At 59.5% G+C, this 593-nt stretch carries 2 pseudogenes; one reads left to right on the forward strand and one right to left on the reverse strand.

Going from position 1 to position 593, the window contains the following annotated elements:
* Positions 1-194 (reverse strand): annotated as a pseudogene (locus ACTJK7_RS29070) (hypothetical protein); the annotation flags it as partial.
* A gap of 223 nt (positions 195-417) precedes the next feature.
* Between ACTJK7_RS29070 and ACTJK7_RS29075 the strand changes: the two are divergent.
* Positions 418-593, forward strand: a pseudogene (locus ACTJK7_RS29075) (pili assembly chaperone); the annotation flags it as partial.

Raw genomic sequence — 593 nt, forward strand, 5'->3', positions numbered from 1 at the left:
GTCGCCAGTTGGGTGGCCGATTCCTGCACTTTGGCGGTGGCTTCGGCGGTTTGCGCCTGGGCCTGGTTTTGCAGGGTCTGCAGCATCGCGCCGTGCAGGCCGCCTTGCAGGCCGGCCGCGGCCGTGGCGGTTGCATCGTCATTCAGCGGCTTGGGCAGGTGAATGATTTGCTGTTGTTTTGCACTGACCAACATGATGAATAAACCTGTAGGTAATGACTGTCAGCCTTGGGCAGCAATTACCGTGCCTGTTGAATAAGTGCTTTTACTTCAATGGCTTGTGATCTTTATTGAACAGGCAAAGCGGTCATCCCTTGCCGGGGGGCGGCAGAGGATGACCGCCTTCCGTCAACGATGGGCGATGTTTTCCAGCGCCAGGTTTCGGGTGCGAGGACCGAAACAGCCGATGGTCAGCATCAGCCAGGCGACCGTGGAGATCGTCGACGTGGTGCGCAAGAACCATGAGTTGTCACTGAGCGCAGTATCGAGCATGCAGTCGAGCCTGAGCCGCACCGGGCTCGGGGTGGAACTGGCGAACGAGGCGGGGGATGCGATTCGGGAGATTCAGCAGGGATCGCGGCATGTGGTGGATGC

Origin of the sequence: Pseudomonas sp. 22085, assembly GCF_052045815.1 — a bacterium.
GTDB lineage: Bacteria > Pseudomonadota > Gammaproteobacteria > Pseudomonadales > Pseudomonadaceae > Aquipseudomonas > Aquipseudomonas glycinae.